The 26092-nt window shown below is 64.7% G+C and carries 26 protein-coding genes; 10 read left to right on the top strand and 16 right to left on the bottom strand.

Going from position 1 to position 26092, the window contains the following annotated elements; translation table 11 throughout:
• The 3 genes from ACIPZ8_RS22940 to ACIPZ8_RS22950 all read left to right on the top strand — a co-directional run bounded on the left by ACIPZ8_RS22940 (position 1) and on the right by ACIPZ8_RS22950 (position 3059).
• Positions 1-420 carry a VOC family protein gene (locus ACIPZ8_RS22940; RefSeq protein ID WP_400727939.1) on the top strand — a complete coding sequence of 140 codons (420 nt, stop codon included), beginning with the start codon at positions 1-3 and terminating at the stop codon, positions 418-420.
• Complete coding sequence (locus ACIPZ8_RS22945) at positions 417-1196, top strand: alpha/beta fold hydrolase (protein WP_400727942.1); 780 nt, start codon at positions 417-419, stop codon at positions 1194-1196. The genes ACIPZ8_RS22940 and ACIPZ8_RS22945 overlap by 4 nt, the downstream gene beginning before the upstream one ends.
• Positions 1197-1385: 189 nt before the next feature.
• Complete coding sequence (locus ACIPZ8_RS22950) at positions 1386-3059, top strand: MFS transporter (RefSeq protein ID WP_400727944.1); 1674 nt, start codon at positions 1386-1388, stop codon at positions 3057-3059.
• A gap of 55 nt (positions 3060-3114) precedes the next feature.
• Here the strand turns inward: ACIPZ8_RS22950 and ACIPZ8_RS22955 are convergent, their stop codons facing one another.
• Both ACIPZ8_RS22955 and ACIPZ8_RS22960 read right to left on the bottom strand, forming a co-directional pair.
• Positions 3115-3684 carry a hypothetical protein gene (locus ACIPZ8_RS22955; protein WP_110634891.1) on the bottom strand — a complete coding sequence of 190 codons (570 nt, stop codon included), beginning with the start codon at positions 3682-3684 and terminating at the stop codon, positions 3115-3117.
• Between the two features lie 75 nt (positions 3685-3759).
• Complete coding sequence (locus ACIPZ8_RS22960; protein ID WP_400727947.1) at positions 3760-4146, bottom strand: VOC family protein; 387 nt, start codon at positions 4144-4146, stop codon at positions 3760-3762.
• Positions 4147-4371: 225 nt separating this feature from the next.
• Here ACIPZ8_RS22960 and ACIPZ8_RS22965 point away from each other — a divergent pair, with 225 nt between their 5' ends.
• Positions 4372-5277 carry a LysR family transcriptional regulator gene (locus ACIPZ8_RS22965; protein WP_085677657.1) on the top strand — a complete coding sequence of 302 codons (906 nt, stop codon included), beginning with the start codon at positions 4372-4374 and terminating at the stop codon, positions 5275-5277.
• 127 nt (positions 5278-5404) lie between these two features.
• Here ACIPZ8_RS22965 and ACIPZ8_RS22970 read toward each other — a convergent pair whose 3' ends face one another.
• Together ACIPZ8_RS22970 and ACIPZ8_RS22975 are read right to left on the bottom strand one after the other, a co-directional pair.
• Positions 5405-5821 (bottom strand): RidA family protein, encoded by a 417-nt coding sequence (locus ACIPZ8_RS22970; RefSeq protein WP_014590706.1) that lies wholly within the window; start codon positions 5819-5821, stop codon positions 5405-5407.
• Positions 5821-7137, bottom strand: a complete 1317-nt coding sequence (locus ACIPZ8_RS22975; RefSeq protein WP_400727951.1) for a flavin-containing monooxygenase — start codon at positions 7135-7137, stop codon at positions 5821-5823. Before ACIPZ8_RS22975 ends, ACIPZ8_RS22970 begins: the two co-directional genes overlap by 1 nt.
• Positions 7138-7430: 293 nt before the next feature.
• Between ACIPZ8_RS22975 and ACIPZ8_RS22980 the strand changes: the two genes are divergently transcribed.
• The gene (locus ACIPZ8_RS22980) at positions 7431-8108 is read left to right on the top strand and encodes a DUF1028 domain-containing protein (RefSeq protein ID WP_103447616.1); all 678 of its coding nucleotides are present in this window, start codon (positions 7431-7433) and stop codon (positions 8106-8108) included.
• On the top strand, positions 8101-9261 hold the full coding sequence (gene argE / locus ACIPZ8_RS22985) for an acetylornithine deacetylase (RefSeq protein ID WP_400727954.1): 1161 nt from the start codon (positions 8101-8103) through the stop codon (positions 9259-9261). Before ACIPZ8_RS22980 ends, argE begins: the two co-directional genes overlap by 8 nt.
• A 103-nt stretch (positions 9262-9364) precedes the next feature.
• On the opposite strand, the gene ACIPZ8_RS22990 is transcribed toward argE, so the two are convergent.
• The 3 genes from ACIPZ8_RS22990 to ACIPZ8_RS23000 form a co-directional block, all read right to left on the bottom strand.
• Positions 9365-10633 (bottom strand): carbohydrate porin, encoded by a 1269-nt coding sequence (locus tag ACIPZ8_RS22990; protein ID WP_400727957.1) that lies wholly within the window; start codon positions 10631-10633, stop codon positions 9365-9367.
• A gap of 128 nt (positions 10634-10761) precedes the next feature.
• Positions 10762-13179, bottom strand: a complete 2418-nt coding sequence (locus tag ACIPZ8_RS22995; RefSeq protein ID WP_400727960.1) for a glucose/quinate/shikimate family membrane-bound PQQ-dependent dehydrogenase — start codon at positions 13177-13179, stop codon at positions 10762-10764.
• 218 nt (positions 13180-13397) lie between these two features.
• On the bottom strand, positions 13398-13751 hold the full coding sequence (locus ACIPZ8_RS23000; RefSeq protein ID WP_400727963.1) for a cupin: 354 nt from the start codon (positions 13749-13751) through the stop codon (positions 13398-13400).
• Between the two features lie 118 nt (positions 13752-13869).
• On the opposite strand from ACIPZ8_RS23000, the gene ACIPZ8_RS23005 reads away from it, so the two are divergent.
• Complete coding sequence (locus ACIPZ8_RS23005) at positions 13870-14769, top strand: LysR family transcriptional regulator (protein WP_400727966.1); 900 nt, start codon at positions 13870-13872, stop codon at positions 14767-14769.
• Between the two features lie 113 nt (positions 14770-14882).
• Positions 14883-16082, top strand: a complete 1200-nt coding sequence (locus ACIPZ8_RS23010) for an MFS transporter (protein WP_400727969.1) — start codon at positions 14883-14885, stop codon at positions 16080-16082.
• A 4-nt stretch (positions 16083-16086) separates the two neighbouring features.
• On the opposite strand, the gene ACIPZ8_RS23015 is transcribed toward ACIPZ8_RS23010, so the two are convergent.
• The gene (locus tag ACIPZ8_RS23015; protein ID WP_400727972.1) at positions 16087-16698 is read right to left on the bottom strand and encodes a LysE family translocator; all 612 of its coding nucleotides are present in this window, start codon (positions 16696-16698) and stop codon (positions 16087-16089) included.
• 102 nt (positions 16699-16800) lie between these two features.
• Here ACIPZ8_RS23015 and ACIPZ8_RS23020 point away from each other — a divergent pair, with 102 nt between their 5' ends.
• Positions 16801-17811, top strand: a complete 1011-nt coding sequence (locus ACIPZ8_RS23020) for a GlxA family transcriptional regulator (protein ID WP_400727974.1) — start codon at positions 16801-16803, stop codon at positions 17809-17811.
• Here the strand turns inward: ACIPZ8_RS23020 and ACIPZ8_RS23025 are convergent.
• From ACIPZ8_RS23025 to ACIPZ8_RS23040, 4 genes are all read right to left on the bottom strand, one after another.
• Positions 17778-18629 (bottom strand): CAP domain-containing protein, encoded by an 852-nt coding sequence (locus ACIPZ8_RS23025; protein WP_400727977.1) that lies wholly within the window; start codon positions 18627-18629, stop codon positions 17778-17780. The two genes, ACIPZ8_RS23020 and ACIPZ8_RS23025, sit on opposite strands and share 34 nt — an antisense overlap.
• Before the next feature lie 166 nt (positions 18630-18795).
• Entirely contained in the window at positions 18796-19407 is a 612-nt protein-coding gene (locus ACIPZ8_RS23030) for a cell wall hydrolase (protein ID WP_400727980.1), read from the bottom strand.
• Positions 19408-19455: 48 nt separating this feature from the next.
• Positions 19456-20373: an AEC family transporter gene (locus tag ACIPZ8_RS23035; RefSeq protein ID WP_400727983.1), complete on the bottom strand. Its 918-nt coding sequence runs from the start codon at positions 20371-20373 to the stop codon at positions 19456-19458.
• Positions 20374-20471: 98 nt separating this feature from the next.
• On the bottom strand, positions 20472-21335 hold the full coding sequence (locus ACIPZ8_RS23040; protein WP_400727985.1) for a LysR family transcriptional regulator: 864 nt from the start codon (positions 21333-21335) through the stop codon (positions 20472-20474).
• 127 nt (positions 21336-21462) lie between these two features.
• On the opposite strand from ACIPZ8_RS23040, the gene sodC reads away from it, so the two are divergent.
• Positions 21463-21978 (top strand): superoxide dismutase [Cu-Zn] SodC, encoded by a 516-nt coding sequence (gene sodC / locus ACIPZ8_RS23045; protein ID WP_400727987.1) that lies wholly within the window; start codon positions 21463-21465, stop codon positions 21976-21978.
• Between the two features lie 77 nt (positions 21979-22055).
• Here the strand turns inward: sodC and ACIPZ8_RS23050 are convergent, their stop codons facing one another.
• The 4 genes from ACIPZ8_RS23050 to ACIPZ8_RS23065 all read right to left on the bottom strand — a co-directional run bounded on the left by ACIPZ8_RS23050 (position 22056) and on the right by ACIPZ8_RS23065 (position 26081).
• Entirely contained in the window at positions 22056-22976 is a 921-nt protein-coding gene (locus tag ACIPZ8_RS23050; protein ID WP_400727990.1) for a LysR substrate-binding domain-containing protein, read from the bottom strand.
• An 82-nt stretch (positions 22977-23058) separates the two neighbouring features.
• A complete protein-coding gene (locus ACIPZ8_RS23055; RefSeq protein WP_400727992.1) occupies positions 23059-23658 on the bottom strand; it encodes an START domain-containing protein in 600 nt (199 codons plus the stop codon).
• A gap of 89 nt (positions 23659-23747) precedes the next feature.
• Positions 23748-24584, bottom strand: a complete 837-nt coding sequence (locus ACIPZ8_RS23060) for a bifunctional allantoicase/(S)-ureidoglycine aminohydrolase (RefSeq protein ID WP_027918838.1) — start codon at positions 24582-24584, stop codon at positions 23748-23750.
• A 132-nt stretch (positions 24585-24716) separates the two neighbouring features.
• Positions 24717-26081, bottom strand: coding sequence for an LLM class flavin-dependent oxidoreductase (locus ACIPZ8_RS23065; protein ID WP_400727995.1), 1365 nt, complete (start codon positions 26079-26081; stop codon positions 24717-24719).
• Positions 26082-26092 lie beyond the last annotated feature (11 nt).

Raw genomic sequence — 26092 nt, forward strand, 5'->3', positions numbered from 1 at the left:
ATGCGACCGTTCGTTATCAAGCACATCGACCACCTGGTGCTGCGGGTCACCGACCTGCCGCGCAGCGTGGCCTTTTACCGTGACCTGCTGGGTTGCACGGTCAGCCGTGAGCGCCCGGACCTGGGCATGGTCCACCTGGCGACCGGTACGGCAATGATCGACCTGGTAACCCTCGACGGTCCGCTGGGCCGGCCCGGTGGCGCGGCGCCAGGGGCCGAAGGGCGAAATCTGCATCACTTCTGCCTGCGCATCGAACCGTTCGACGAACAGGCCCTGACGGCTTACCTGCAGGCGGCAGGGGTGGCGGTCGAAGCGGCCGAGAAGCGCTATGGCGCCGAAGGCGAGGGGTTGTCGCTGTACTGTTTCGACCCCGATGGCAACCAGGTCGAACTCAAGGGCCCGGTCGAGGGGGCGGCATGATGCAGGTCGACGTGTTCGAGCACTGGGTCGATACGCCTGACGGCAAGCTGTTCGCCCAGGACTGGCGCCCGCTGAACGCCCAAGGCGTACCGATCATCCTGTTGCACGACTCGCTGGGCTGCGTTGCCTTGTGGCGTGACTTTCCCCAACAGCTGGCTGCGGCGACCCGGCAGCGGGTGATTGCCTATGACCGGCTGGGCTTCGGTCGCTCCGATGCGCATCCTGGCCGTTTGCGCCGGGGCTTTGTCGAGGCCGAGGCGGAGCAGGGCTTTGCAGCGTTGCGGCGGCAGCTGGGCATCGGTGACTTCATCGTCTTTGGCCACAGCGTCGGCGGCGGCATGGCCGTCGGCTGCGCAGTGACCCATGGCAAGCATTGCCGGGGCCTCATCATCGAATCGGCCCAGGCCTTTGTCGAGGACTTGACCTTGCAGGGTATCCGCGAAGCCGATCAGCAGTTCGCCGCACCAGGGCAGCTGGAGCGCTTGGCGCGTTATCACGGCGACAAGGCCGAATGGGTGCTGCGCGCCTGGGTGGACACCTGGCTGGACGATGCCTTCGCCGACTGGAACCTGGATGCGCTGCTGGCGCAGGTACATTGCCCGCTGCTCAGCCTGCATGGCGACCAGGACGAATTCGGTTCGCCAGCGCATCCCCGGCGCTTTACCAAGCTGGCCGCCGGGCCGAGTGCGATGTGCCTGTTGCCGGGCTGTGGGCATGTTCCGCACCGGGAACGGGCCGAGGTGGTCCTGGCCGAGGTGCAGCGGTTTCTGGGGTGATGACATCTGGCGATGCTGGCAAGTGGATATTGCGGCAAAGCCGATTATGCTTCAGTTACCTTGCTGCGATCCGAGGCAGCTGACCTCGTCGTGCTTCGCGCAACCAATGCTAGCCCTAGGGCCCGGGTGCGACGGTGAAATGGGTGTGAGGTACTCCGGCCTGCGATAACGACAAGACGGAGGCACCCCATGGCGGTTCTCGACAGCGCTTCCACGGGCAGTAGCGCGCCCCAACGGGGCATTACCAGGGAGGAGCGCAAGGTCATCTTCGCCTCCTCGCTGGGCACCGTGTTCGAATGGTACGACTTCTACCTGTACGGCTCGCTGGCAGCGATCATTGCCAAGCACTTCTTCGCTGGCGTCAATGAAACCACCTCGTTCATCTTCGCCTTGCTGGCCTTTGCTGCCGGCTTTGCCGTGCGTCCGTTCGGTGCCATTGTGTTCGGCCGTCTGGGCGACCTGATCGGGCGCAAGCACACCTTCCTCATCACCATCGTCATCATGGGCCTGTCCACCGCGGTGGTGGGGCTGTTGCCCAGTTACGCGGCGATTGGCGTGGCGGCACCGATCATCCTGATCACCCTGCGCCTGCTCCAGGGCCTGGCGCTGGGTGGCGAGTATGGCGGAGCGGCCACCTATGTGGCCGAGCACGCACCCAAGGGGCGGCGTGGCTTCTTCACGGCGTGGATCCAGACCACCGCCACGCTTGGCCTGTTCCTCTCGCTGCTGGTGATCCTGGCCTGCCGCACCGCCATGGGTACCGAGGTGTTCGAGGCCTGGGGCTGGCGGGTGCCGTTCCTGCTGTCGATCCTGCTGCTGGCAATTTCGGTATACATCCGCATGCAGCTCAACGAGTCGCCGGTGTTCCTGAAGATGAAGGCCGAGGGCAAGGCGTGCAAGGCACCGCTGACCGAGTCGTTCGCCCGCTGGGACAACCTCAAGGTGGTGATCATGTCGTTGCTCGGCGGCACGGCCGGGCAGGCGGTGGTGTGGTACACCGGGCAGTTCTACGCGCTGTTCTTCCTGCTGCAGATGCTCAAGATCGACCCGCAGACCGCCAACCTGCTGATCGCCGGTTCCTTGCTGATCGGCACGCCGTTCTTCATCTTCTTCGGCAGCCTGTCGGACCGCATCGGCCGCAAGAAGATCATCATGGCCGGCTGTATCATCGCCGCGCTGACCTACTTCCCGATCTTCAAGGCGTTGACAGAGTACGGCAATCCGGACGTGTTCGTCGCCCAGGAGCAGAACCCGGTGGTGGTGGTCGCCGACCCTGGGCAGTGCGCGTTCCAGTTCGACCCGGTGGGCAAGGCCCGATTCACCAGCTCTTGCGACATTGCCAAGAGCTTGCTGGCCAAGCGCGCGATTCCCTACACCAACCAGGCGGCCGAGCCTGGCAGCGTGGCACAGGTTCGCATCGGTGAACGGGTGATTCCCAGCTTCGACGGCAGCAGCCTGGCGGCGGCTGACCTGAAGACCCAGAGTGACGCTTTCACCGCGACCATGAGCAACGCCTTGAAGGAAGCGGGTTATCCGGAAAAGGCCGATCCGGCGAAGATCCACTATCCCATGGTGCTGTTGCTGCTGACCATTCTGGTGATCTACGTGACCATGGTCTACGGGCCGATCGCCGCGTGGCTGGTGGAGTTGTTCCCGGCGCGTATCCGCTACACCTCGATGTCGCTGCCATACCACATCGGCAACGGCTGGTTCGGTGGTTTCCTGCCGACCGTAGCGTTCGCGATGGTGGCGGCCACCGGGGATATCTACTACGGGTTGTGGTACCCGATCGTGATTGCGGTGATGACGGCGGTGCTGGGGATCTTCTTCCTGCCGGAGACCAAGGATCGGGATATCAGTTAGGCAGGACCGGCCTCTTCGCGGGCTTGTCCCGCGAAGAGGCCGGCACAGGCAAAAGTCAGTCGAAATACCCCCGCAAGGTAAAGGCATACCCGGTATCCACCCCCTTGGCCTCACCCCGGTTCCAGCGCTTCTTCAGCACGAACTCGAACGCCGGCTCGTACAAGCCGTCCCGGATCAGCGCCCCCGCCAGCACCTCGACGTCATACCAGCCATTGTCCAGCTCGATGATCGGCCGCCCCGGCACCTGATAGCGCGCTATCAGGTCACCCAGCGTCTTGTTGGTGAAATGCTGCAGGATGCGCCAGGTGTAAAGCATCACCGTACGGTTCTCGACCTGCAGCACATAGCCATTGCGCCGGTGCTTGAGGCGGCTGCCGGGCTCTAACAGGGCCGGTGTGTAGCCATCGAGGGTGAACAGGATGTGGTAGGGCAGGTTGTCGACCCCCGCCAGCGGCACCACCACGCCTTCGGCCACGGCCTTGTCGCCGCTGTCATTGCTGGTGAACTCGCGGGCCAGGTCGTCGGACAGGTGGTTTTCGTGTTTGAAACGGTCGAGCAGCTGGATATCGCCCAGCAGGAAATAGTCGACCAGGTCGTTGAGCACTTCGCTGAATTCGTGGCGCATCTGTTTTCCTTGTTGTGGCGCACGGGGTACAGCTGCAATGTAGCCAATGGCAGCATCGGCTGCCATGGGCGCTGCTCAGTGTTTCTGGGCGATCTGGATCAGGTTGCCGCAGGTGTCGTCGAACACCGCGACCGTGACCGGGCCAAGGTCGGTGGGTTCCTTGGTGAACTTCACGCCGGCCTTGCACAGCCGGGTGTACTCGGCCTGGATATCGCGCACGCCGAAGGAGGTGGCCGGAATGCCGTCCTGCTTAAGCGCTTGCTTGTAGACCTTCGCCGCCGGGTGGGCATCGGGCTCCAGGAGCAGCTCGACGCCATTCGGGGCATTGGGTGAGGTCAGCGTCAGCCAGCGATGCTGGCCCATGGGGATGTCATGCTTGGGCTCGAAGCCCAGTACATAGTGGTAGAAAGCCAGGGCCTTGGCCTGGTCGTCGACGAGGATGCTGGTGACAACGATCTTCATAGGCGCACACCGTACCTGCGGGTCGTTACCTACCAGTAAAGACGTTCTGGCCTGTTTCACCAGCGAGGCGCAGCCCCGAGGGCAATGCAGCGCCTCCTGGCAACACAAAAGTATGTTCAAGCCATAGGCAAATCCTTCATCACCCAGCAGCCCGCTGAATCAAGGCACAAGGTAAAGTGGCAGGAAAATTCCAAGGTGCCCGCGAACGGCGCCAACGAGGTGCCTGTGGCTTCCTACACCCTGCGACAACTCAAATACTTCGTCACCACCGTAGAGGCCGGCAGCGTCGCCGAGGCCTCGCGGCAGCTGTACATCGCCCAGCCGTCGATCTCCACGGCGATCAAGAGCTTGGAGGAAAGCTTTGGTGTGCAGCTGTTCATCCGCCACCACGCCCAGGGCGTCTCGCTGACGCCAAGTGGCAAGCGTTTCTACGCCAAGACCAAGTCGTTGTTGCAGATGGCCCACGAGTTCGAGCAGAACGCCCTGGCCGACAACGACACAGTGGCCGGTCAGATCGACATTGGCTGCTTCGAAACCGTGGCGCCGCTGTATCTGCCGCGGCTGATCGCCGGTTTTCGCGAGCGTTATCCGGGCGTGGACATCCGCCTGCGCGACGGCGAGCAGCAGGACCTGATCCAGGGCCTGACCGCAGGTACCTTCGACCTGGCGTTTCTCTATGACCACGACCTGGACGGCACCATTGAAGCCGAGCCCTTGATGCCGCCGCAGAAGCCATACGTGCTGTTGCCCGAAAAGCATCGCTTCGCCGGCCAGGCGCAGGTGTCGCTGCGCGACCTGTGCCCGGAGCCGATGATCCTGCTGGACGTGGCGCCGAGCCGCACCTACTTCGTCAGCCTGTTCAATGAAATGGGCCTGACGCCGAACATCGTCTTCAGTTCGCCGTCGATCGAGATGGTGCGCGGGATGGTAGGGCAGGGCTTCGGGTTTTCGCTGCTGGTGACCCGGCCGCATTCGGAATGCACTTATGACGGGCAGAAACTGGTGACGATCGACATCGCCGAGCCGGTTGCGCTGTCGGGGTTGGCGGCGGCGCACCTGAAGCGGGTGCAGTTGACTAAACCCGCGCAGTTGTTTGTCGAGTTTTGTCGGGAAGAGCTGGCTAAATTCTGAGGACGTTGGGGCCGCTTCGCGGCCCTTTCGCGACACAAGGCCGCTCCTACAGGGATCACACATTTCCTGTAGGAGCGGCCTTGTGTCGCGAAAGGGGCGCAGGGCGCCCCCAGCTATCTCAACTGGATCACTGCTGATCCGGCACCACCGCAATCACGTCGATTTCCATCAGCCACTCGGCCTGGGCCAAGCCGGCCACCACCAGCCCGGTGGAGATCGGGAACACGCCCTTGAGCCACTTGCCGACTTCCTTGTACACCGGCTCGCGGAAGCGTGGGTCGGTGATGTAGGTGGTGGTCTTGACGATGTGCGACAAGTCGGAGCCTGCCTCTTCGAGCAGCTGCTTGACGTTTTTCATCGCCTGCTCGGTCTGCGCCCGAGGGTCACCCAGGCCCACCAGCTTGCCTTCGAAATCGGTACCGACCTGGCCGCGCACGTAGATGGTATTGCCGGCCCGCACGGCCTGGCACAGGTCGTTGTCCAGGGTCTGGTTGGGGTAGGTTTCCTTGGTGTTGAACATGCGGATGCGAGTATGGGTAGGCATCAGTGGGCTCCAAAGGTGCTGACGTTGCTGATCGGGTTTTCTTGCTCATCCGCTTCGCGTTGTTCGCGGTCGCGGTAGGCCAGGTAGGTGCGTTGCGTGGCGATATGGCCGGCGACGTGCTTGGCGTCGTGCCACACGCCCCAGATGAACGACGAGCCGCGGCGCGACAGCCAGGGCAGGCCGAGGAAGTACACGCCCGGCTCGCGGGCGACGCCACGCTGGTGCTGGGGCTTGCCGTTGGCGTCGAAGGTGTCGACCTGCAGCCAGCTGAAGTCCACGCCGTAGCCGGTGGCCCAGATGATGCTGGTGACGCCGGCCTGGGCCAGGTCCAGTTGCTGCAGTGGGTTGACCATGCATTCCGGATCAGCCAGGCGTTTGCGCGCTTCCGGCTCTTCCGGGAGGTCCAGGCCGTTGCGCTCGATGTAGGCATCGGCGGCATCCAGCAGGGCCAGGTAGTTTTCGTCGCCGCGGTTGATGTTCTCCACCAGGTTGTCCTGGAAGCGAGCCACGCCATTTTCGAACGACTGGGTCAGGCCGACCAGGGTCATGCCCTGGTGGGCGAGGGCGCGGAAGTCCACGGTGTGGCCGCCACGGGCACCACTGACGGCGATGGTCACGTGCTCGCGGCCCGGCTTGGCGATTTCCGCGTCCCACTCACCCAATACGCCCAGCCACCAGCAGAAGTCGCGGTTGCGGTAGGCCCGTGGCGGGCGGTCGTGGGCGCCGACCGACAGGTACACCTGGCGCCCGGCACGCATCAGCTCTTCGGCGATCTGCACACCGGAGGAACCGGCGCCTACCACCAGCACGGTGCCTTCAGGCAGCTGCTCGGGGTTGTAGTAGGCGGCGGAGTGGATCTGGTGCAGGTTGGCATCTTTCGGCGCGATGGCCGGGATGACCGGTTTCTGGAACGGGCCGGTGGCAGCCACCACACGGTTGGCACGGATCACGCCTTCGTTGGTCTCGATGGTGAAGCCGGGGCGGTCGGCATTGCGTACTACCTTCTTCACTTCGATGCCGGTGCGTACCGGCAGGTTGTACTTGCGTACGTACTGCTCGAAGTAGTCGGCGACCTGGTCTTTGCCGGCGAAGGCGTCGGCGTCGAGGTTGAATTCCAGCCCCGGGAAGCGGTCGTGCCAGACCGGCCCGTTGGCCACCAGCGAATCCCAGCGGCCGGTGCGCCAGGCCTCGGCGATGCGCTTGCGCTCCAGCACCAGGTGCGGCACGCCAAGCTTGCTCAGGTGTTCGCTCATGGCCACGCCGGCCTGGCCGGCGCCAACCACGAGGGTGTCGATTTCGATGTTGTTCAGTGTCATGTCCGAGCCCTTGTTCAGGCGGTTTTTGTCAGGTCGGTTTGGAGGACCGCCGTTGCCTGGGGCCAGACTAGGGACGCCTGGGAAATCGCGAAAATAGTATTTAGCTGGGGCTTGCCGATAAAACGGCGAAGGCCTTGATTTGCCTGGGCTTGGCCGGGTTTTTCAGGGCTATTCGAGTGGTATCGGCCGGCCTTAGTTTTTTCCTGTTCAAGGCACAGGAAAATGTTGGTTTCGTGGCCCTGAAGCTTGCGCCCAGAATGCTGGGCATCGCACAGAACAACAGGAGTTCCACCATGACCTTCTCCATCATCGGTCGCTGCCAGGAAACCGGCCAGGTCGGTATTGCCATCAGCTCGTCGAGCATCGCCGTGGGCGCCCGTTGCCCGTGGGTCCGTGCTGGCGTCGGCGCCGTGTCCACCCAGAACATCACCTTGCCGGCACTCGGCCCGCAAATCCTCGATGCCCTGGAGCAGGGCCAGTTGCCGCCTGCCGCCGCGCTGGACCGGGTGCTCAGCGCCAATGGCTGGAGCGAGTATCGCCAGGTCACGGTGATCGACAGCCAGGGCCAGGTGGCGCTGTTCACCGGCAAGGAGGCGCTGGGCGTGCATAACGCCGTGGCGGGCGAGCAGTGCGCGGCCGCTGGCAACCTGTTGTCTTCGCTCCAGGTGATCGAAGCCATGGTGCAGGCCTTCGAACAGGCCGGTGGGCATCTGGCTGACCGTCTGCTGGCGGCCATGCACGCGGCGATGGCGGCGGGTGGTGAGGCCGGCCCGGTGCATTCCGCGGCACTGAAGATCGCCGGTGAACTGACCTGGCCGCTGGTGGACTTGCGTGTGGACTGGGCTGATGAAGACCCGATCGGCGTGCTCGATGGCCTGTGGCAGGCGTACCGCCCGCAGATGCAGGACTACGTTACCCGCGCCCTCGACCCGACTGCCGCACCCAGCTACGGGGTGCCGGGCGATGAGTGAATTCAGCAGCCGCGCCTTGCTGGAGCGGCTGATCGGCTTTGCCACGGTCAGCCGCGACTCCAACCTTGAGCTGATCGGTTTCATCCACGGCTACCTGGCCGAGCTTGGGGTGGCGTGCGAGCTGTTCCACAACCCGGAAGGCAGCAAGGCCAACCTGTTCGCCACCATCGGTCCCAAGGATGTCGGCGGTGTGGTGCTGTCCGGGCACACCGACGTGGTGCCAGTGGACGGCCAGGCCTGGACGCTGCCGGCCTTCGCCCTGACCGAGCGCGACGGGCGCCTGTATGGCCGTGGCACGGCTGACATGAAGGGGTTCATCGCCTCGGTATTGGCTGCCGTGCCGGCATTCCTGGCGCAACCGCTGCGCATGCCGGTGCACCTGGCGTTCTCCTATGACGAGGAAGTTGGCTGCCTGGGCGTGCGCTCGATGCTGGCCGCCCTGGAAAAACGCCCGAACAAGCCGCGCCTGTGCTTGATCGGTGAGCCTACCGAGCTCAAGCCGGTGCTTGGCCACAAGGGCAAGCTGGCGATGCGTTGCGAGGTGCATGGCGCGGCGTGTCACTCGGCGTACGCACCTTACGGGGTAAATGCCATCGAGTACGCTGCGAAGTTGATTGGCAAGCTGGGCGAGATCGGTGATGCCCTGGCGTTGCCGGCCCATCACGACGAGCGCTTCGACCCGCCGTTCTCCACGGTGCAGACCGGGGTCATCAAAGGGGGCAGGGCGCTGAACATCGTGCCGGAGGAATGTGCGTTCGATTTCGAGGTGCGCGCGCTGCCGGGGTTCGAAGCGCAGGCGGTGGCCGACCAGCTGCAGGCCTACGCCGAGACCGAGTTGCTGCCGCGCATGCGCAAGGTCAACGATGGCAGTGCAATTCGCCTGCAACCGTTGAGTGCGTATCCGGGGCTGGCCACGCCAGCCGACAGCGAGGCCGCACATTTGGTGGCATTGCTCAGTGGATCGGATGATTTTGGCACCGTGGCGTTCGGCACCGAAGGCGGCCTGTTCGACCAGGCCGGTATTCCGACCGTGGTGTGCGGGCCGGGCAGCATGGACCAAGGGCACAAGCCGGACGAGTTCGTCAGCGTCGAACAGATGCAGGGTTGTGATGCGATGTTGCTGAGGTTGGTGGATTACCTCAGGCAGGAATGACGGTGTTGGCTTACTCGCGGGTAAATCCGCTCCCACAGGGATAACGCATGCCTTGCAGGCAGCGCTGTACCTGTGGGAGCCGGCTTGCCGGCGATTGGGCGGCTTAAAAGGTCGCCTTGACCTGCAGACCAACCACCAGCGCGTTATCGATGTCCTTCCCGGAGAACGCTCCTGGCTCGATGATGTACTGCACATCCGGGCGCAGGTTCAGCCACGGCGTGGCCTGGTAGCCGTAGCTCAGTTCGATCAACTGCTCGGCGTTGTCGATGTTGGGGAACTGCTGCCCGGCATTGAAGGCGGCGTCTTCCAGCACATCACGGCTACGCGGGTTCGGTACGGCGCGGCCATAGCCCAGGGCCACGGTATCGCGCGGGCGGCCTGCGAACGGCTTGTACAGCACCACGCCGGCGCCATACCACTTGGTGAACGGCGAGGCGGCCTCGCTCGCTGCCGAGTACTGGCCGAAGGCGTGCAGGCTGCGGCCCGGCGAGCCGGCGTCGTTCCACACGGCCTGGTCGACCAGCAGGTAGTGGCCACCGCGACCGGACACTTCCTTGCTGCTGTCGACGCGCTTCACGTCGGAGCTGTCGTAGTAGTAACCCAGCTTGTACTCGCCCGGCAGTTCGCCCTGCAGTTTGTACACCAGTTCCACAGGCACGACGGTACCGGTGGTGTGCTTGGGCCCCAGGTGCCAGGCGCGACTGGAGTTGCCGTTGCTTTCCGGGTCGACGTTGAACGCCGCCACACGCAACTGCCAGGACGGCGACAGGTCGTACTTCACGCGCACGCCGAGGTGGGCGTTGGGGTAGTTGGTCCAGCCGCTGCCGCCGGACATGTTCAGCGGGTGACCGCAGAAGCCGGCGTTCATGAAGTTGCACAGGATGCCGCTGTCGAGGCCGCCGAGGTCGTTGCCCATGGCCATGTAGCCGAGCTTGACGTTGAGCGCCGGGGTGAACAATGTGCGTTCGTAACTCAGTTCGGTCAGGCGGGTGTACAGGCCACCGTAGTTTTCCTGGATCGGCAGGCGGTTACCGACCAGGTCTTCCGAGGCGCTGTTGCCGCGGCGATCGTTGATGGTCAGCTGGACCTTGCCGCCGTTTTCCAGGCCGTACAGTTTCGACAGGTCGAATTGTGCGCCGAGCTTGATGTTCTGCGAGTAGCGCGCCGAGCGGTGCAGGCCGCCGTGGGCGTTGTAGGCGGTTTCACCGCTGTAGTCGCCGGTGATCTTGACGCCGCCTTCTTCGAGCTGGTGACGCAAGCCGCCCCAGTCACCGGTCATGGTGCTGCGGTTGAGCAGGTCGCCGTCGGCCAGGGCAGCGGTGCTGGCCAGGGCCAGAAGCAGGGTTGGAGTGATGCGGATTGCGGATGGCATTGCTGTGTCTCGTGTTGTTTTTGGGGGTCTATTCGCGGGTGAACCCGCTCCCACAAGGACTGCGCCATCAGCATGGGCAGTGTAGATCCTGTAGGAGCGGGTTCACCCGCGAACAGAGCGATGCGGTCTTACGGCAGGGCGTAAGAAATCACATAGTCGCCACGATCAGTCGACTGGCGCGCACCGCCAGCGGTGATCACCACATACTGCTTGCCAGTCTTTGGCGAAACGTAGGTCATCGGGCCACCCTGGCTGCCTACCGGCAGGCGGGCTTTCCAGATTTCGTTACCATTGCTGCTGTCGTAGGCGCGCAGGTAGAAGTCCTGGGTGCCGGCAATGAACACCAGGCCGCCTTGGGTCGACAGGGTGCCGCCGAGGGTCGGCAGGCCGATCTTGATCGGCAGGTGCATGCGGATGCCCAGGGGGCCGGTGTCTTCCACGGTGCCGACCGGTACCTGCCAGGCGATCTGGCGCGACTTCATGTCGATGGCGGTCAGGGTGCCGAATGGCGGGGCCTGGCACGGGATGCCGGCAACCGACAGGAAGCGGTTCTTGTTCACCGCGTACGGGGTGCCCTTGAGCGGTACGGCGCCCATGCCGGTATTCAATGCTTCGCCGCCGGAGGCCGCGCCGCCCTTGTTCTGCGACGGGATCATCTGGATCCACAGGCCCAGGCGCATGTCGTTGACGAAGATGAAACCATGGACCGGGTCGGTGGAGATGCTGCCCCAGTTCATGCCACCCAGCGAACCCGGGAAACTCAGCGACAGGTCGGTACCCGGCGCGGTGTACAGGCCGTCGTAGCGCATCTTCTTGAAGTCGATACGGCACAGCAGCTGGTCATACGGAGTGGCACCCCACATGTCCGATTCGCTCAGGGTCTGCGCGCCGATCTGCGGCATGCCTACCGATTTGGGCTGGGTCGGAGAGTACGGCTCGTTGGGGATGTTGCTTGGCTTGACCGGCACCTCGTCGACCTGGGTCAGCGGTTTGCCGGTGGCGCGGTCGAGCACGTAGATCTGCCCGGCCTTGGTGCCGATCACCACTGCAGGCACGGACTTGCCGTCGTCCTTGGTGAAGTCGATCAGGCTCGGTTGCATCGGCAGGTCGAAGTCCCAGAGGTCGTTGTGCACAGTCTGGAATACCCACTTCTGGTTACCGGTGGTGGCGTCCAGGGCCAGCACGGAGGCGCCGTAGGTGTGGTCCAGCTTGCTGCGTTCAACGCCATAGATATCGGTGGACGACGAGCCCATTGGCAGGAACACGGTGTTCATCGCCGGGTCGTAGGACATCGGTGCCCAGCTGTTCGGCGTGCTGCGCACGTAGGTGCTGTCGCCTTCCGGCGCTTTGCGATCTTCCGGGTTGCCCGGGTCGAAGGCCCAGCGCATTTCACCGGTGATCACATCGAAACCACGGATCACGCCGCCGGGCATGTCGGTCTGGACGTTGTCGGCAACGCGGCCGCCAACCACCACGGTGGTACCGGCCATCAGCGGTGCGGAGGACAGCTGGTAGTAGGAGTCCGGCACATCACCCAGGCCGGCCTTGAGGTTGACCTGGCCATTGTTGCCGAAGCCCTGGCAGAACTCGCCGTTGTCGGCGTCGACAGCAATCAGGCGGCCGTCGATGGTGTTGGTCAGCAGGCGGCGCTGGCAGTTGGCGCCGGCCGCGACGCTGCCACCGGTGATCGGCGAGCTGTTCGGCTGGGTCGGCTGGGCGATCGCAGCGGTGGCGTCGAAGTAGGCCATGCCACGGCAACGCTGCCAGACCTTGGACTGGGCGTTGATGGCGTTCTTCCACAGCTCTTTGCCGGTGTCGGCGTCGAGGGCGATCAGGTTGTTGTGCGGGGTGCAGATGAACACCTTGTTGCCGACCTGCAGCGGGGTCAGCTGGTCTTCGGCACCGTTGCCGTCACTGATGGCGACGTCACCGGTGTGGTAGGTCCAGGCCACCTTGAGCTTGTTGACGTTGTCGCGGTTGATCTGGTCCAGCGCGGCGAAGCGGCTGCCACCTTCGGTGTTGCCGTAGTGGGCCCAGTCCTTCTGCTCCTTGCCGGTTTCGACCGGGGTCATGCCCGGGCCTTTGCCGGTGGGGGCAACGCTTGGGTGGGCGACGAACATGTTGCCAGCGGCGATCACCAGCACCACGGCCAGCACGCCGGCGATGCCGTAGGCACCACGGCCCGCGCTGGCACCATTGGCACGGGCGAGCATCGGGTAGACCAGCGCCACCACCATGCCGATCGCGGCGAACATGAACAGGCGCGAGAACAGGGGCCAGAACACCAGGCCGGCGTCACTCAGTGCCCAGATCGCGGTACCGACCAGGAACGCCGCATACAGCCAGGCGCCGGCCTGCTTGCGGCGAGCGATGAGAATACCGGCGATGGCCATGGCCAGGCCGCCGATCAGGAAGTACCAGGAACCGCCCAGGCCGGCAAGCTTGAAGCCGCCAGCAGCCAGGAGCAGGCCGAGCAGGGCGACGATCACGCCCAAGCCGACCAGGATGATGTTTGTGGCGCCAGAGGCGCGCGGTGTTTCGTTCATGCCAGGGATCTCAGCAGGTGGAATGTGCGCAGTTTAAGCCCTTAGCTTGCTAATTAACAAGTTAGTACATAATTTTCTGGGACTGATTGTCGCAGGGCTGAACTTGCGAAGATGTGGCTAAAAGTCTAGATCAGGTGCTGAAAATTTCAGTAAATTCGGTGTTTGGCCGGCATATAAATGTGATGGCTTAGACTTTTGTAGCATGAACGAAGGGTGTTTCAATGGCTCGGCCACGCCGTGTCGATGCCATGGAACACGGCAAGCCAGATGGTCGACTGCCCCTGTGCAGTCCATTCCACGCGATGCCGGCAATGGGCTGGAATGTCCAGGCAGTCGCCTGGTACCAACAGCCGGGTGAAGTCCTCGTGTTCGAGGCGCAGCCCGGCGGTGCCGGTCAACAGCATGATCCACTCGCCCTCGGCCTGGTCGTACCAGTAGCCGGGCGGGCTGGACTGGCCACAGGAGACGATGCGTTCGATGCGCAGGCCAGGGCGCTGCAGCAGTTCGTCGACCCGCTCGGCAGCGGCAGGGTCGCAATGGGGCAGGGCATTGAGCAGGTTGGTGATGGTCATGGGCAGTTCTCGCGCTGATGGAGGTGCTTCCACTATGGACCTGATCGCTCTGCTGTGCGCTTCTTGACCCGCCTTGCCGTTTGTAGGACTGTTCCGAGATTTGAGATTCGGGGGACCTATGGACAAGCTCCTGGCGATGAGGATGTTCACCACGACAGTCGATGCCCGGGGCTTTTCCGCGGCAGCGCGCCGGCTCGGTGTCGCTACCTCGTCGGTGACGCGCCTGGTCGATGCGCTGGAATCGGAACTCGGCACGACCTTGCTCAACCGCTCCACGCGCCAGGTCAGCCTGACCGAAGCAGGCGCGCGTTACTACGCACGGGCAAGGGAAATCTTCGACGCGCTGGAGGACGCCGACGCCAGCGTCGCCGACCGTGGCGATGAGCCGGTCGGCGTGCTGCGTCTGTGCCTGCCGGTGGAGTTCGGCCGGCGCGTGATTGCACCGCACCTGGGACCATTCCTGGCCCGCTACCCGTCGCTGGAGCTGGACATCGACATGAGCGACCGGCTCGATGACCTGCTCGACGGCCGCTACGATCTGTCCATTCGCCTGGGTGACCCATCACCGAACGACGAACTGGTGTGCCGGCCTCTCGGCCGCTTCCAGCGCTGGCTGGTGGCAAGCCCCGATTACCTGGCCAGGCGTGACACGCTGCTGCACCCCGAACAGTTGCTGCAGCAGGCCTGCCTGCGTTTTCGCTACGGGCAGAAGGCGCGGGCCTGGCGCCTGCAGCGGGCCGACGAGGCCCTGGAACTGGAAGTCAGCGGGCCACTGCGCAGCGCCAACGCCGACCTGTTGCGCGAAGCGGCACTGGCCGGTAGCGGTATCGCCTTGCTGGCCGACTGGCTGGTGCGCGAGGATGTCGCGGCCGGGCGCCTGCAGCGGCTGTTTGCCGACTGGCAGGTGAGCCCCGGCACGGCCAACGACAGCATCAATGCCTTGTACTTGCCTAACCATCGAGGCTCGCGCCGGGTCAATGCGTTCATCGGCTTTTGCGAGGGCCTGCTCAAGCCCTGAGCCCTGCCGTTGCGCCTGGCGCAAAGCCCCGTTGCGCCGGGGGCGGATTCTCTCACCGGCAAGCGCCCGGTAAGGTGCCTGGCATATTCCGACCCGATGCCGAGGTACCTCGCATGAATGTTTCCCTTGCTGCTGGCCAGCCAGCCCATGCCGGCCTGAGCCGTGCCCTGGTCGCGCTGCTGGCGTTCTGTTGTGGCGCGATCGTCGCCAATATCTATTACGCACAGCCCATTGTCGGGCTGATCGCCCCGGATCTGGGGCTGTCCACCGAGCGCGCCAGCCTGATCGTGTCGCTGACCCAGCTGGGTTACGCACTGGGCCTGCTGTTGCTGGTGCCACTGGCGGACCTGGTGGAAAACCGCCGGTTGATGATCGTCACCGCCGTGCTGGCCTGCGTCAGCCTGTTGCTGGCGGGGACCGCCAGCGGTGGCCAGGGGCAACTGTTCCTGGTCTATGCCCTGCTGATCGGTTTCAGTTCGGTGGCTGTACAGATGCTCATTCCGTTGGCCGCGCACCTTGCGCCTGAGCAAGAACGCGGGCGGGTGGTCGGCAACATCATGGGTGGCCTGCTGCTGGGCATTCTGCTGGCGCGGCCGCTGTCGAGCCTGATCGCCGACCACTTTGGCTGGCGCACGGTGTTCATTGGCGCTGCAGGCCTGATGTTGGCAATCATCCTGTTGCTGGGGCTGACGCTGCCGCGCCGGGTGCCTGAGCACAAGGCGAGCTATGCCGGGCTTATGCTGTCGTTGGTTGCCCTGCTGCGCCAATACCCGATGCTGCGTCAGCGTTCGCTGTACCAGGCCTTGATGTTCGCGGCGTTCAGTCTGTACTGGACCGCGGTGCCGCTGGCCCTGGCCAGTGAGCACGGTCTGTCGCAAAGCCAGATCGCCTTGTTCGCCCTGGTCGGCGCGGTCGGCGCCATCGCCGCACCCATGGCCGGCCGCCTGGCCGACGCCGGCCATGCCCGTGCCGGCTCGTTGCTGGCGCTGGTGTTGGCACCGCTGGCGCTGCTGCTGGGGCTGACGGCGCCCGGCTACAGCGTGATCGGCCTGGGGCTGACCGGGGTGCTGCTGGATTTTGCGGTGCAGATGAACATGGTCATCGGCCAGCGCGAAGTCTATGCACTGGACCCGGCCAGCCGTGGGCGGCTGAATGCGCTGTACATGACCAGCATCTTCCTGGGCGGGGCAATGGGTTCGGCGGTGGCCAGTGCGGTGTTTGTCCAGCAGGGGTGGCACGGTGTGGCGCTGGTGGGGGCTGCGCTGCCGGGCTTGGCCCTGGTGGTCTTCCTGCTGGTTTCGCGGCGAGGTTAAGAAGCTACCGGCCCAGCGGCAAGGCCACACCAATCAACGCGAACAGGCTCCCACAGCAGCGATTGAACCCCTTGCCGCCCTTGGCCAGCCAGGGCCGGATACGAAACGCCAGACGCGCCAGCACGTATTCGACCCCGCATTCGACGCTGGCAAAGGTTGCCGCCATGATCGCGAACTGCAGCAACAGCCCACGCTGTGGGTCGATGAACTGCGGCAGGAAGGCACCGTAGAACAGCAGTACCTTGGGGTTGGCGATAGCAGACAGCAGGCCTTGGCGGAACATCCCCAGATTGCTCAGGCGGGCAGCGCGCTCGGTCACCTCCAGATGCAGGGCAGGGCTGCGCCAGAGCTGAATGCCCAGCCACACCAGATAGGCTCCACCGACCCACTTGAGCACGGTCAGGACCGAGGCCGACGTCTGCAGCAGCGCCGTCAGCCCGAACATCGCCAGCGCAATCAGTGCACTGAAGCCGAACACCCCGCCGACGATGGTGAACAGCGTGCGGCGTGCGCCATACAGTGCACCGTGGGTCAGGGCGAGCAGGCTGTTCGGGCCAGGGGTCAGCGACAGGCCGATGCTCGCCAGCAGGTAGATGAACCAGGTATCCAGAGCCATGATGGGCGCCTCAGGTATTCACGAGCAGCCAGTCTATGGGACGGCACTGCAAGTGCAGGGTATGATCTGGACATTCAATGGTGTTTTCTGGACCTGTTTTCCATGACCCCTGATATCCGCCTGCTGATCCTGCCGTTGCCGGACTTCGCCTTGCTGCCGTTCGGTGCGTTTCTCGACAAGCTGCGCTTCAGCGCCGACGACGAGGATTACAGCCGGCAGCACTACTGCAGCTGGACCCTGGCCAGCCTCACCGGCGAGCCCGTGCCGTCGAGCAGTGGTGCGGTGATGCAGACGCAGGCCATTACCGAGCAGCTGCAGTGGAATGACTACGACTACCTGGTGCTGTTCGGCAGCCGCAATGCCGACGCCACGGCTGCGTTGGCGCCGCGCTACAAGCCTGTGCTCAAGCGTGCGGCCAGGGCGGGGGTGAAACTGGTCGCCATCGACAACGCTGCTTTCCTGCTGGCCGCCTGCGGCCTGCTGGACGGGCACAAGGTCGTGGTGCACTGGCGCCACGAAGCGGAGTTCCGGGCATCCTTCCCGCATCTGCAGGTGCTGCGCGAGCAGTTGTACTGCATTGATGGCGCGCGCATCACCTGTGCCGGGGGCACGGCAGCCATCGACCTGGCGGTGGAACTGCTGGCGGGCGCCTGCGGGCGTGCCCGGGCGCTCAAGGGCCTGGCCGACATGCTGGTGGACGAAACGCGTGATAGCCGCCATGCCCTGCGGTCACTGGAGGCCGGTGCGGGGCAGGGGCGCCAGGTGCAGCGTGCGCTGGCGCTGATGCGCCATCACCTGGGGGCACAGGGGTCGATCGAACGGCTGGCGGGCGAGCTGGGCATCAGCCGTCGGCAATTGGATCGGCAGTTTCAGGCCAGCCACGGCATGAGCGCCAAGGCCTGGTGGCTGGAAATGCGCTTGCAGCAGGCGCGCTGGCGATTGCTCAACTCCAGCCACAGCCTGGCACAGATCGCCGATGAGGTCGGCCTGGGCGATGCCAGCTACCTGGGCAAGTGCGTGCGGCGGCGGTTTGGCTGCACAGCGTTGGCGCTGCGCGCAAATGCTGCGCTCCTACAGGGTCATTGCGGCGTGCCGAACAGGCCGGTCCAGTAGATGCCCGCATCGCTCTTCGGGTCTACCGCATAGGCTGCGCCCATTTCGCGGAAGTCCGGGTTCATCAGGGTGGCGCAGTGGCCGGGGCTGTCCAGCCAGCCATCCACCACCTTCTGCGCGGTGTCGCGCCCGGCGGCGATGTCTTCGCCGATCTGCCGGTACAGGTAGCCGGCCAGTTCTGCCCGGTCACCCGGCGTGCGCCCGTCCTTGTCGATATGGTCGAAGAAGTTCTGGTTGGCCATGGCCCGCGTATGGCCGGCTGCCACGCCCGCCAGCGCCGCGCTCCAGCTCAGCGCCGGCGCCGCGGCAAACGGCTGGCCGCCGCATTGGCGCGGCGCCTTGCGTGCGGCATTGATGGCCTGCAACACCTTCTGCCCCTCGGCCTGCCAGTCACCCAGGCGCCCGCTGAGCAACGGCCGGGCAAGCACGATGCGCCAGTCACGGCCTTCCTGGCTGACGCCGATGTCGACAAACTGCGGGTCGAGCACCACCTGGCAGAAACTCTCTTCGATGGCATGCATGGCCGCACGGGCATCACGCGGGCCGGACAAACTGATGGCCTGCACGTTGACCATCGGGTAGGCAGCGCGGCTCATGGCCTGCTGCAGGTCACGCGTGCCCTCCGGCGACAGTGCCAGGCGCGTGTCGCTGTTGAGCGGCGGCAGTTCCACCGACACCTCGTCACCGCAGCGCTGGGCCTGGCTGCGGTAGGTATTGATCGAATCGATCAGTTGCGCCTCTTCGCCAGTGACGGCCAGTGCCCCGGTCGACATGACCAGGCCCAGCGACAAGGCGGCAACGGATGACAGGACGCGCATGTGGATCTCCCTGTGGCTGGCAGCGTCTTGGTATGGCGCTGCTCATCCTACACAAGCGCGAGGCTTTTGGCCCAGTCTCGTGCAAAGCAAAGAAAACGCCAGCAATGACTTGCGGGCAGCAAAAGAGGGAGTAGACCAGCGAGCGCCAGAAAAGTGCGATGGCGAGTCACCGCGCCAGCGCCTGGTTCGGCTTGTAGAACAGGAAATGCCGGGTTTCGGCCGTCTTGCGATAGGCCTTGGCCCAGTCCGGGTGCACATTGCGGTCATGGAAATACAGCGCGCCGTTTGTGCTGTCCTTGAGCTGCTGGTTCAAGGCCTTGCGGGCGATTTCCTTGGCGATGTCGTAACGGTCCTTTTCCTCGCCCTGGTCGGGGCGGCCGTCACACCACCAGGAAAACTGGCAGGCCTTGCTTTCCACGCCTTGCTTGACCACCCCGCAGATGGTGTTCGGGAAGCCGTCCTTGCCCAGGCGGTTGATCACCACGCTGGCCACCGCGCTCATGTCCTGGGCGTCGGCGCCCTTGGCTTCCCAGTAGATGGTGCGGGCCAGGCAGGTGATGCTGTCATCCATCGGCGCCTGGCCTGCCGGGTCCACCGCTTGCACCTCGCCAGGGGTGATGGTTTCCGCTTTTTTCGGCGGAGGGGCATCTTCCACCACCTTTTTTTCCAGGTTTTGCGCCTTGTCCTCGGCCACGGCGGCCTTGGCACTGTCGGCGGCATGCAAAGGGCCTGCGAGCAGGGCCGTGGTCAAGCCGATCAGCATCCACGAGAGGCGCATGGTCGAGTTTCCGAAGTGTGGGCTGATACACAGTCTAGCCAAGCGGCTTCACTTCAGCGCAATCATCAGCACCAAAGGCAAGGTCACCGCCGCCAGCACGGTCTGCAGGGCGATGATGGTGGCCATCAGCGGCGCGTTGCCGCCCATCTGCCGCGCCATCACGTATGACGACGAGGCGGTCGGCAACGCCTGAAACAGCACCGCCACAACCGCTGCCTGGCCGCTCAAGCCAAGCAGGCGGCACAGGCCCCAGGTGGTCAGCGGCATGACCAGGAACTTGAAGGCCGATGCCGCCAGCAGTGGCCGCACTTGCTGGCCGAGACTGGCGCCGCCGAGCGCGGCGCCCACGCACAGCAGGCCCAGCGGCAGGGCGGCCTGGCCCAGCGCCTTGACTGTGGGTTCCAGGCCGGCCGGCAGGCCCAGGCCGCTGACCCGTAGCAGCAGGCCGCCGGCGCAGCCGACGATCAGCGGGTTGGCGAAAATGGCCCGCAACACGGTCGCCGGTGAACTGTGGCGTGCGCTGAAGCGGGCGAACACCAGCACGCAGAGCAGATTGACCAGGGGCACGATGGCGGCGTTGGCCACGGCGGCCAGGGCAATCCCGGCACTGCCGTAGATGCCGGCGGCGAGGGTCGCGCCGATGTAGTTGTTGAAGCGCACGCCGCCCTGGAACACCGAGGTGAAGTCGGCGCCGTCGTGGTTCACCGCACCCTGGTAAAGCACCAGCAGCACGGCGCCCAGCAAGGTAGAAAGCATCAGTACAGCAACCATGCCCAGCACCGGTACGCCATCGAGATTGGCCGTGGCCAGGCCATGCAGGAACAGCGACGGCAGCAGCACGTAATAGCTCAGGCGTTCGGCGCCCGGCCAGAACGACTCGGCGAGGAAGCCGCGGATGCGCAGGAAGGTGCCCAGGGCAATCAGCAGGATGATGGGCACGAGTGTAGTCAGCAGCAGGTGAAGCATAGGGGCGTTCCGTGGTCGGGTACCGGCACAGGTTAGCGTGGCTGACTGATTGGGAAAAACGTTGATTTCTGCACTGACTGATGAGAAAAACTGTACCGTCACGCGTCCATGGCGGTCTTCAGCACGGCAGTGAGGTGCCGCCGCTGGCTCTTTTCGTGTTCCAGCAATACCACCCGCCGCACCAGTTGTGGCTCGCCAAAGGGCAGACAGGTGGCCGGCGGCAAGCGTTGCAGGTCGTCATCGGCCATGGGAATGATCGCCACTCCAAGCCCCATCACCGCCATGCGCGCCAGCGCTTCCTGGCTGTCCAGCTCCATCTGTTCGCTGACCTGCAAATGCTGGCGGCGCAGTTCCTGCTCGATCTGCCGCCCGGCCCAGGCACGCTTGTCGAAGCGCAGGAACGGTTGGCTGGCCAGCAGCTGGGGCAGGCCCTGGCCTGCCAGTTCGGGGCTGGCGATGGCCCAGAAGCGGTCCTCGAACAGCGGCGTGAAAATCAGGTTCTGCGGGTAGGGGCTGACCGGCTCCGTGGTGATCGCAGCATCCAGCTCGCCATCCTCGACGCGCCGTGCAAGCTCGGCCGACATTCCTGAGTTGACGCTGATGTGCAGTTCCGGGTGATGCGCCTTGATCCACACCAGGGCCTTGGGCAGGCGCCGGGCCAGGACCGTGTGGATCGCCCCCAGGCGCAACCGGCCGCGCAGGCTCGGGCCGCTGGCCAGGGCATCGGCCAGTTCGTCATAGGCGCCGAGGATGTGCTCGGCCCGCGCCACTGCCAGCTGCCCGGCTTCGGTCAGCACTACCTGGCGACGGCTGCGGTCGAACAGCGGTACCTTGAGTTCGTCTTCGAGGGTCTTGATGTGCAGGCTCACGGCCGAAGGGGTGAGGCTGAGCAGGTCGGCGGCACGGGCGAAGGTGCCGTGGCGGGCGATGGTCACCAGGGTGCGCAGGGCTTTGAGGGACACGCGAACGGGCTCCGGGCGGCAAGGGAAGTGTTTCAGTCTGTGGCTGAATGGAATGCCTGGCAAGCTGCGCAGTCCCACGCATTACGTGGGTATGAAGCCCGCCTGTCCCAAGCCATGGAGAAACGATATGAAAGCACTAGTCTTCACCGCATTGCTGGCCTCGGCCGGTCTCGCCCAGGCCGCGCAGACGGTTGAACTGAAGCTGGCCGGGGCGGACGGCCCGGGTAAGTCGATCGGAACCATCAGTATCGAACAGAACAAGTACGGCACCGTGCTCACCCCTGACCTCAAGGGCCTGCCACCGGGCGTACATGGCTTCCACCTGCACCAGAAGGGTTCGTGCGCAGCGGCAGAAGAAAACGGCAAGCCGGTGCCAGCCGGCGCGGCGGGCGGGCACTGGGACCCTGACTCCACCAACGCACACAAAGGCCCCTATGACGACAGTGGCCACCGTGGCGACCTGCCGGCGCTGTATGTCGGCGCCGACGGCAACGCCACCTACCCGGTACTGGCGCCACGGCTGAAAGCCACGGATTTCAAAGGCCATGCACTGATGGTGCATGCCGGTGGCGACAATCACAGTGACCACCCAGAGAAGCTGGGCGGTGGTGGTGTCCGCGTGGCTTGTGGGGTCGTTCAGTAATCCATTTCTTGAAGTTGGCGCGATCCCTGTGGAAGCCGGCAAGCCCGGCTCCCACATGTACAACGTAGCCTGGGCGCTCAGCTGCGTAACCACTCCACCAGCCCCAGCACCGTTGCCGTGGTGTCGCGGCCATGGGGTACCACCAGGTAATACGCTTCGCGCGGTTTCACCACCAGGTCGGTCAGGCGCACCAGCTCGCCCGAGGCCAGCAGGTGATCGAGCATGCGCCCCCAGCCCAACGCCACGCCATGGCCGTGCAAGGCGGCCTGGATGGTGTCGGTATACAGGTGGCAGCGCAGCCCGTAATCGAGCTTCGGCGGGTTGCCGCCGAGGGCTCGGAACCAGGTCGGCCAGGTCATCCAGCCCTCGGTGGTGGCATCGGCGTCGAGCAGGTCGGCGGTGTACAGGGCTTCGAGCGAGTCCGGCCTGGCATGGCGTGCCAGCCAGGCCGGCGAACATACGGGAAAGACCTCTTCCTCGAACAACTGCAAGGCAGTGCCATCCTCCCAGCGGCCATTGCCGTAGCGCACCAGCAGGTCGATGTCATGATTGCGCAGGTCGCCGGTGAACATCTGTGTCGCCAGGCGCAGGCGCACGTGAGGCATGGCCGCGCGAAGGTTGCTAAGGCGCGGCATCACCCGCAGTTGGGAAAAGGTTGCGGTGGTGCTCAGCACCAGTTCCTGTTCGCCGCTGCCTTCACTGAGGCGGTCGAACATTGCCGCGATTTTCTGCAATGACTCGGACATCACCACGAACATCGCCTGGCCTTCGCTGGTCAGGCGGATGCCGCGGTGCAGGCGCTGGAACAGCTGTACCCCAAGGTTATCCTCGAGCTGCCGGATCTGCTTGCTCACCGCCGCTTGGGTCACGCCCAGCTCACGGGCCGCCAGGGTGACACTGCTGTGCCGGGCGACTGCTTCGAATTCGAGGAGCGCGGTCATCGAGGGAATGATGCGTCGGTAGCCTTTGTGCGTATTGCTGTTTTCTTGTGTTTTCATTCGACGTCCTGGCAAGGCGCGACGCGCTGGTCCGCGCCGCGCGCAGACAGTGGCAGAAAAAGCGGCAGGGCGATAGGGCTGCTCAGGGCTGGCGCTCGGCTACCGCACGCAATGTCCGCAGCGTCACCACCGGGGCATCGACGACGAAACGATTGGCCAGCCAGCCCGGCACGTCCCCGGCGGGGTCTGCCTGCAACTGGTAGGTCACCTCGGTTTCCCGCTCACCGAGCGGCTTCATGATCCACTCGCCGGCCAGGTGCTGTACGCGGATCAACCCCGGTTCTTCTGGCAGGCGGTTCGGTTCGGCGCTCAGGTGCCGCACCAGGGTACCGTCATCCCGGCGTTCGGTGCTGACCTTGACAATGATGTCGCGCGGCAGGGTCGGCCACGGCAGGTTGGTGGTCAGGTAGACCCAGGTCGTGTCGCCCTCTACATCCAGCAGGCGCATCTGGTCGCAGGCGTACAGCCATTTGCACGCTACCCGCAGGTTTTCCTGAAGGTCGGTGAGGGTGCGCACGCTGGCTTTCATGGTGCTGACACCGCGAAACTGCTGGTAGGGCGAATCAGGTGCCGCGGCCAGGTACACGCGGATACCTTCGCGGTCGTAGGCGATCTTCCAGTCATCAGCCGCCAGGCCGGCGCTGGTGACAAGCAGTACGGCAAGCAGCAGGCAGCGGTTCATGGCGAGTACCGCGCGAGGGCAGGGCTTGTCAGTATGAGCGGCAAACAGAAAGCCCGCCAGGTGGCGGGCTTTCGGGCATCAGCCTGAACTCAACGCTGTGGGTTGAGGGTCAGGTGCACGTGACGGTTCACGTCCTTGTACAGCAGGTAGCTGAACTTGCCTGGGCCGCCGGCGTAGCAGGCTTGCGGGCAGAAGGCGCGCAGCCACATGAAGTCGCCAGCTTCCACTTCGACCCAGTCCTGGTTCAGGCGGTACACCGCCTTGCCTTCCAGCACATACAGGCCGTGTTCCATGACGTGGGTTTCAGCGAACGGAATCACGCCGCCCGGCTGGAAGGTGACGATGTTGACGTGCATGTCGTGGCGCATGTCGGCCATGTCGACAAAGCGGGTGGTGACCCAGCGGCCTTCGGTGCCCGGCATCTCGATGACGGTGGCGTTGTCGCGGTGGGTGACGAACGACTCAGGCACGGCCAGGCCTTCGACTTTCTGGTAGTGCTTGCGCAGCCAGTGGAAGGTGACGTTGGCCTTGCTGTTGTTGCGCAGGCTCCACTCGGCGCCCGGGGCCAGGAAGGCATAGCCGCCTGGGGTCAGGGTGTGGTGCTTGCCTTCGACGGTGATGTCCAGCTCGCCTTCGACGATGAACACCACGGCTTCGGCGTTCGGGTCCAGCTCAGGGCGCTCGCTGCCGCCTTCCGGGGCCACTTCGACGATGTACTGCGAGAAGGTTTCGGCGAAACCGGTGAGCGGGCGGGCGATGACCCACATGCGCATCTTGTCCCAGAACGGCAGGTGGCTGGTGACGATGTCACGCATCACGCCTTTGGGGATGACGGCATAGGCTTCGGTGAACATGGCACGGTCAGTCAGCAGCTCGGTCTGAGCTGGGTGCCCACCGTGGGGGGCGAAGTAGGAGTGGTTCGACATGAGCGGTCTCGACTTGTTGTTCTCTCCCCGTGCCTTGGACCACACCGGCCGGTGCGTGCAGGGGATGTGCGGACAGCATAGGGGGCAGTCCGCATCATCCACAAATTAAATGTTGAAATACTCGACATTCAGTTACTGAATGTGAACCTGGCGCCCCGCGTGGGCTTCAGGCAGCCGGTCGCCCTGGCCGAACAGCTTGTGGCGCAAGGTGCCGTCGCTGTAGTTCAGCGGGTAGCGGCCACGGCGTTGCAGCTCCGGCACCAGCAGTTCGACGACGTTGGCCAGGTCGTCCGGTTGCACGGCGTAGGTGAGGTTGAAACCGTCGATACCGGTCTGGTCGAGCCAGTGCTCCAGCTGGTCGGCAATCTCGACGGGTGAACCCACCAATACCGGGCCACGCCCGCCCAGACCGACGAATTCGGCGGCTTCACGCACGGTCCAGCGGCGGTTCGGGTCGGCGGCAGTGAACGCTGCCAGGGCGGCACGACCGGCATCGTTCTCGACGTATTCGATAGGGGCATCCGGGTCGAGGCCGGCGAAGTCGATGCCGGTCCAGCCCGAAAGCAGGGCAAGGGCGGCGTCCAGGTCGACGTAGCGGCGGTATTCGGCAAAGCGTGCGTGGGCCTCGTGTGGGGTCGGCGCAACGATCAGCAGCGCCTGGGCATAGATCAGCACCTCGTCACGGCCTCGCCCGGCCACCTCGCTGGCCTGGCGGATGCCGTCGGCATAGCGGCGCAGCACGGTGGGTGTCGGGCCACTGATGAACACGCACTCGGCATGCCGGGCGGCGAATTGCTGGCCGCGCGCCGAGGCGCCAGCCTGGAACAGCACCGGGGTGCGCTGGGGCGAAGGCTGGCACAGGTGCATGCCGGGCACCTGGAAGTGCTCGCCGGTATGGTGGATGGCGTGCACTTTCGACGGTTCGATGTAGCGGCCGGTTTCGCGCTCCAGCTGCACCGCATCGTCTTCCCAGCTTTTTTCCCAGAGTTTGTACAGCACCTCCAGGTATTCCTCGGCCAGGTCATAGCGCTGGTCATGGCCGAGCTGACGCGCCAGGCCCAGGTTGCGCGCGGCGCTGTCGAGGTAGCCGGTGACGATGTTCCAGCCGACCCGGCCGTTGCTCAGGTGGTCGAGCGTGGACATGCGCCGGGCGAATGGATAGGGGTGTTCATAGGTCAGCGAAAAGGTGACGCCGAACCCCAGGTGCTCGGTCACCCCGGCCATGGCCGGCACCAGCAGCAGCGGGTCGTTGACCGGTACCTGCACGCCACCCCGCAGGGCGGCTTGCGGGCCACCCTGGTAGACGTCGTAGATACCCAGCACGTCGGCGATGAACAGCGCATCGAACAGCCCGCGCTCCAGCAGGCGCGCGAGGTCGGTCCAGTAGTCCAGGCGGTTGAACGCCACGCTGGTGTTGCGCGGGTGGCGCCACAGCCCTGGGGACTGGTGGCTGGCGGCGTTCATGCTGAAAGCGTTGAAACGGATATGGCGGGGCATTGCCTTCACTC

The organism is Pseudomonas sp. NPDC089422 (assembly GCF_044749405.1).
Classification (GTDB): domain Bacteria; phylum Pseudomonadota; class Gammaproteobacteria; order Pseudomonadales; family Pseudomonadaceae; genus Aquipseudomonas.

Bases quoted from the DNA above. Each gene is read 5' to 3' on its own strand.
- ACIPZ8_RS22940 (WP_400727939.1), top strand. From the start codon at position 1: ATGCGACCGTTCGTTATCAAGCACATCGACCACCTGGTGCTGCGGGTC.
- ACIPZ8_RS22945 (WP_400727942.1), top strand. From the start codon at position 417: ATGATGCAGGTCGACGTGTTCGAGCACTGGGTCGATACGCCTGACGGC.
- ACIPZ8_RS22950 (WP_400727944.1), top strand. From the start codon at position 1,386: ATGGCGGTTCTCGACAGCGCTTCCACGGGCAGTAGCGCGCCCCAACGG.
- ACIPZ8_RS22955 (WP_110634891.1), bottom strand. From the start codon at position 3,684: ATGCGCCACGAATTCAGCGAAGTGCTCAACGACCTGGTCGACTATTTC.
- ACIPZ8_RS22960 (WP_400727947.1), bottom strand. From the start codon at position 4,146: ATGAAGATCGTTGTCACCAGCATCCTCGTCGACGACCAGGCCAAGGCC.
- ACIPZ8_RS22970 (WP_014590706.1), bottom strand. From the start codon at position 5,821: ATGCCTACCCATACTCGCATCCGCATGTTCAACACCAAGGAAACCTAC.
- ACIPZ8_RS22975 (WP_400727951.1), bottom strand. From the start codon at position 7,137: ATGACACTGAACAACATCGAAATCGACACCCTCGTGGTTGGCGCCGGC.
- ACIPZ8_RS22980 (WP_103447616.1), top strand. From the start codon at position 7,431: ATGACCTTCTCCATCATCGGTCGCTGCCAGGAAACCGGCCAGGTCGGT.
- argE (WP_400727954.1), top strand. From the start codon at position 8,101: ATGAGTGAATTCAGCAGCCGCGCCTTGCTGGAGCGGCTGATCGGCTTT.
- ACIPZ8_RS22990 (WP_400727957.1), bottom strand. From the start codon at position 10,633: ATGCCATCCGCAATCCGCATCACTCCAACCCTGCTTCTGGCCCTGGCC.
- ACIPZ8_RS22995 (WP_400727960.1), bottom strand. From the start codon at position 13,179: ATGAACGAAACACCGCGCGCCTCTGGCGCCACAAACATCATCCTGGTC.
- ACIPZ8_RS23000 (WP_400727963.1), bottom strand. From the start codon at position 13,751: ATGACCATCACCAACCTGCTCAATGCCCTGCCCCATTGCGACCCTGCC.
- ACIPZ8_RS23005 (WP_400727966.1), top strand. From the start codon at position 13,870: ATGGACAAGCTCCTGGCGATGAGGATGTTCACCACGACAGTCGATGCC.
- ACIPZ8_RS23010 (WP_400727969.1), top strand. From the start codon at position 14,883: ATGAATGTTTCCCTTGCTGCTGGCCAGCCAGCCCATGCCGGCCTGAGC.
- ACIPZ8_RS23015 (WP_400727972.1), bottom strand. From the start codon at position 16,698: ATGGCTCTGGATACCTGGTTCATCTACCTGCTGGCGAGCATCGGCCTG.
- ACIPZ8_RS23020 (WP_400727974.1), top strand. From the start codon at position 16,801: ATGACCCCTGATATCCGCCTGCTGATCCTGCCGTTGCCGGACTTCGCC.
- ACIPZ8_RS23025 (WP_400727977.1), bottom strand. From the start codon at position 18,629: ATGCGCGTCCTGTCATCCGTTGCCGCCTTGTCGCTGGGCCTGGTCATG.
- ACIPZ8_RS23030 (WP_400727980.1), bottom strand. From the start codon at position 19,407: ATGCGCCTCTCGTGGATGCTGATCGGCTTGACCACGGCCCTGCTCGCA.
- ACIPZ8_RS23035 (WP_400727983.1), bottom strand. From the start codon at position 20,373: ATGCTTCACCTGCTGCTGACTACACTCGTGCCCATCATCCTGCTGATT.
- sodC (WP_400727987.1), top strand. From the start codon at position 21,463: ATGAAAGCACTAGTCTTCACCGCATTGCTGGCCTCGGCCGGTCTCGCC.
- ACIPZ8_RS23050 (WP_400727990.1), bottom strand. From the start codon at position 22,976: ATGAAAACACAAGAAAACAGCAATACGCACAAAGGCTACCGACGCATC.
- ACIPZ8_RS23055 (WP_400727992.1), bottom strand. From the start codon at position 23,658: ATGAACCGCTGCCTGCTGCTTGCCGTACTGCTTGTCACCAGCGCCGGC.
- ACIPZ8_RS23060 (WP_027918838.1), bottom strand. From the start codon at position 24,584: ATGTCGAACCACTCCTACTTCGCCCCCCACGGTGGGCACCCAGCTCAG.
- ACIPZ8_RS23065 (WP_400727995.1), bottom strand. From the start codon at position 26,081: ATGCCCCGCCATATCCGTTTCAACGCTTTCAGCATGAACGCCGCCAGC.